The organism is Okeania sp. SIO2B9 (assembly GCF_010672505.1).
GTDB lineage: Bacteria > Cyanobacteriota > Cyanobacteriia > Cyanobacteriales > Microcoleaceae > Okeania > Okeania hirsuta.
In genome coordinates this window covers 1-4,553 of record NZ_JAAHGK010000586.1, presented here as the reverse complement: position 1 = coordinate 4,553, position 4,553 = coordinate 1, and the positions used below count along the sequence as shown (strand labels likewise).

General features: G+C 40.2%; 3 protein-coding genes. All 3 read left to right on the top strand.

Annotated features, from left to right (window positions below; genetic code table 11):
* Nucleotides 1–1,434 (top strand): DUF11 domain-containing protein (locus F6K13_RS19580; RefSeq protein WP_287288095.1); only part of this gene is annotated, 1,434 nt, incomplete at its 5' end.
* A gap of 1,030 nt (nucleotides 1,435–2,464) precedes the next feature.
* Nucleotides 2,465–3,088 (top strand): TetR/AcrR family transcriptional regulator, encoded by a 624-nt coding sequence (locus F6K13_RS19575; RefSeq protein ID WP_124145301.1) that lies wholly within the window; start codon nucleotides 2,465–2,467, stop codon nucleotides 3,086–3,088.
* Nucleotides 3,089–3,486: 398 nt separating this feature from the next.
* The gene (locus tag F6K13_RS19570; RefSeq protein ID WP_124145302.1) at nucleotides 3,487–4,251 is read left to right on the top strand and encodes an HAD family hydrolase; all 765 of its coding nucleotides are present in this window, start codon (nucleotides 3,487–3,489) and stop codon (nucleotides 4,249–4,251) included.
* Nucleotides 4,252–4,553 lie beyond the last annotated feature (302 nt).

Below are 4,553 nucleotides of genomic sequence, written 5' to 3'. Positions count from 1 at the left end.
CTATCTGTGGAGAAGACAGTAGATAACGCTACTCCCAATGTGGGTGAAAACATTACCTTCAGAATTGACTTGACTAACGATGGTCCCAATGATGCCACCAATGTGGATGTCAAAGACCTCTTACCTGCTGGTTTGACCTATGTTTCTGCTACTACAACTGAAGGTACTTATGACGAGGAAACCGGTACTTGGGATGTAGGTACAGTCGAAAATGGTGATACGGAAACTTTAGAGATCACAGCAACAGTTACTTCTGCTGCAGCGATAGAGAATATTGCTCAAGTCACTGCTTCTGACCAGTTTGACCCAGATTCGACTCCGAATAATAATGAACCAGGAGAAGATGACCAGGATAGTGCGACGGTTTCTCCAGAGGAAACAGCAGACCTATCTGTGGAGAAGACAGTAGATAACGCTACTCCCAATGTGGGTGAAAACATTACCTTCAGAATTGACTTGACTAACGATGGTCCCAATGATGCCACCAATGTGGATGTCAAAGACCTCTTACCTGATGGTTTAACCTATGTTGATGCTACTACAACTGAAGGTACTTATGACGAGGAAACCGGTACTTGGGATGTAGGTACAGTCGAAAATGGTGATACGGAAACTTTAACTATCACAGCGACAGTTACTTCTGCTGCAGCGATAGAGAATATTGCTCAAGTCACTGCTTCTGACCAGTTTGACCCAGATTCGACTCCGAATAATAACGAACCAGAAGAAGATGACCAGGATAACGCGACGGTCACACCGCTCTCAGTAATTGCAAGTCCTGGTGTCCGCACACCCGGATTCTGGCAGAACAAGAAGTGGCAGAAATTCTGGGACGGCATCGAAGGCAACGAACCTTCACAAGCAGGTCAACCAGACTTCCCCGATGGCGACCTCTTCTATCCACCTTACACCAACTCTGAGGAACCCGGAAAAGTCCTCGATCCCGTGACAGGAGAGTATCAAACTGGCATTCTGATCGGTGACTACAACCGCAATGGCAAGACCGATGAGAATGAAAGCACGATCTTCTACACTACTGATGAAGCATTGGATATTATCAAAGCCTCAAACAAGGTGCAACAAGACAAGCGGTACACCCTTGGACGTTCGCTCAATGCGTCCTGGTTGAACTACCTTGCAGGCAACCCAGCACCAACGGACGATATCACCGATGGTATTCAATGGCTTCAGACCCTAACACCAGATGAAGATGGTGATGGCAAGGGTGACGGTGCTCTCGAAGACCTGGTGACTGGTATCGATAGTCCGCCAATTGCAGCAAGCTCCGGTTTCTGGAACGGCGGTATTGATAGCCCTATTTCCAGTTTGCCCAGTCCCTATGATCAAAATGTTGGTATGGAAGGTGCATTGCCGCTTCCTGCTGGTAATGAGATCCACGGGATACTAGACGACTACAACAACAACGGTTTGTAATTGTGCATCCACTAATTATGCTTGAAATTGGGCATGATTAGCTATTTATAGTCCGAACTTCAAATCAATTACAATATACAAGGTGTGGTGGAGGATATCTGCCATACCTCTTTTTTAGATCATCACAATGAGCAAACTTTATTTATCCTTAAGGCAGAAAAACCAAAAACAGTTTTTGTAATACCAATTTCATAAAATATTGCAAAGCGTGAGGACACAGGGAACAGGGAACACCGGAGCTGGGAACAGGGAACAGAGAAACATAAATATTAAAGAGGAAAAAAGGTGGAAATTTTAGAATTTATGGAATTTATAATTTTTTCTTTTAAGAAGAAATCACAAATTAAGATGTAATATCATGTCCGGTTGAACAGTGTAAATAAATAACTACGGAGGAGTCAGGAGTCAGGAGTCAGGAGTCAGGAGGGAAGAAAGAAGAAGAACTGGAGTTGAAGGAGAGAGTTTTCTTATCACTAATTATCCGGACATGATATAACTGCCTTTGCGTGAATTTGGTATAACTATATTCAAAGCATCAATGTCACCACTACAAGGAGAAAGAACTTTTGCCCTCATATCATGTTCGCTGGGGTGCGTTTGTGTAAAACCAAGGGTGAATATCTACAGGAAATTTACGTTTTTTCAAGTTTTTAAGCCTTCTTCCCTCTTCCTTCTTCCCTCTTCCTCCTTCCTTACCTTCACGCTTACAATACCGATGCTAAACGAATCTGTCGGATTGGCGACGTACAGGAGGAAAAACAGTTATCAAGATTTGGTAATGGTGAAGATGCAGAATGTTTTTATACCTAATTAAACAGATTTGATATGAGATGGTCAATCAGCAGGCCAACACAGACATCTGGGGAGATGGTGACATCTCTAATGGTGCAACACCAAGAGTTTTAAAGGAGACTTTTAAGGTTTTGGGGGCAGTAGAAGTAGAATAGATATTTACAGGAGCAGCTAATACAGTCAAAATGGACTTCTCGGTGTTAGACTAAAATGTCGAGCAAATCATAGACACGACTGAATGAGCAAGAATTCAACTATTGATACAAAAGAGCAAATTCTTAATGCTGCTGAGAAACTTTTTGCTTCTCTAGGCTTTGCTGGAACTTCTCTAAGGGCCATAATTCGAGAGGCAGATGTGAATTTGGCTGCAGTCCATTATCATTTTGGTTCAAAAGAAGAATTATTTATCGCAACAGTTCAACGAGTAGCACAACCCATTGTTGAAGAACAACTACGACAACTGGCAATTCTGGAAGACTCTGAAGACCTCCCTTCAGTGGCAGAAATTTTAGCAGCTGTAATTACCCCACCACTACAAATAATTCAGGATAGCTCAGAGCAATGTCTAATTCATGCCAAATTTATGGGCCGTTGTCGCACGGAACCCTATCCAATTCAGAGACTAGCGGAAGCAGAATTTAGTAGAACTCACCAAAGATTTCTAGATATAATGCAGAAAGTGCTTCCGAATCAATCTCCAACGGAATTAGAATGGAAACTCGATCTTGTGATAGCGATGTTGATCCGAGTTCTCAATCAAATTGAGCCATTAGAACCCTTGAGTGAAAAAAGTTCTAGTGAGGAAATTGACGATCTTGTAGAACGTCTAGTAACTTTTATCACTTTTGGAATTAGTGCTTAGGTTAATGCCGCTACGCGGAAGTCAAAAGTCAAAAGTCAAAAGTCAAAAGTATCGATTGGTAAGGCTTTTAGGATTTTGTAACTGGTTAGTTATTTCTGCCATTCTGCACTAGAGAGTAGGGAGCAGGGAGAAAGAATTGATGAATAAGAGTGAGATAATTAATTTTATTTTCTATTATCGGAGATGTCTAATGAAGTGGATCTTCTGTTGAGGTTATAAAATCAACTTAAAAGTTTGAAGAAGGAGACAGGAGACAGGAGACAGGAGACAGGAGACAGGAGGAAAATTACATGGGGATTCTAACCCCAAGTAATTTTGAACACCCCCGTTGACGGTGGGGTATTAAACCCACAAAGAAAATGATAATCATTATTTATTATTACCACACTTTTAATTAAATGACTGAACTGTTTACCTTAATATTTGATGTTGACGGGACTTTGGCAAATACAGAGCGAGATGGCCATAGAATAGCTTTTAATCAGGCTTTTGCTACAGCAGGGTTAGATTGGGAATGGTCAGTTTCGTTATACGGAGAATTGTTGGAAGTAGCGGGTGGCAAAGAACGTATCAACTTTTATATTAGTCGGTATCAACCAGAGTTTAAATCATCTATTCCACTCCAGGAATTAATTTATAATCTGCACGCCATGAAAACTCAATATTATCAAAGGTTATTAGCAACAGGAACTATTCCATTGCGCTTGGGTGTAAAAAGATTATTAGCAGAGGCACGAAATCAGAAAATACGGTTAGCGATCGCTACTACTAGCACCTTAGAAAATGTAACTGCATTATTAGAAAATACCTTGGGCAAGGAAAGTTTATCATGGTTTGAAATAATTGCAGCAGGAGACATAGTTTCACAAAAAAAACCGGCGCCAGATATTTATTATTATGTGTTAGAAAAAATGAATATTCAACCAGATAATTGTCTAGTATTTGAAGATTCAGATAATGGTTTAAAAGCTGCTTTGACAGTAGGATTAAAAACAATTGTTACAGTTAATGATTATACGCAAAATCAAGATTTTACTGGTGCAACTTTAGTTTTAAATCATTTAGGAGAACCAGATAAATCTTTTACTGTCATTGCTGGAGATGCTAAAGGTAAAACTTATATCGATATGAATTTAATAGACGATATTATCAACTTCAGGTAAGGAAGAAGGAAGAAGGAAAAGGGAAGAAGGAAGAAGGGTTAAAAGCTAGAAAAAACTTAAATTTCCTTGTAGATATTCACGCTAACTTTTATAGGACTTACGCAGTATAGCAATGTGCGCTGGCATATTTACAAATTACAAGAGGTGTCCAATAGCTAAAATCTTATATTATAGGTTTTTTATCATTTTCTTTGTGGGTTTAATACCCCACCGTCTACACGGTGTTCAAAATTACTTGGGGTGAGAATCCCCATGTAATTTTCCTCCTGTCTCCTGTCTCCTGTCTCCTGTCTCCTTCTTCA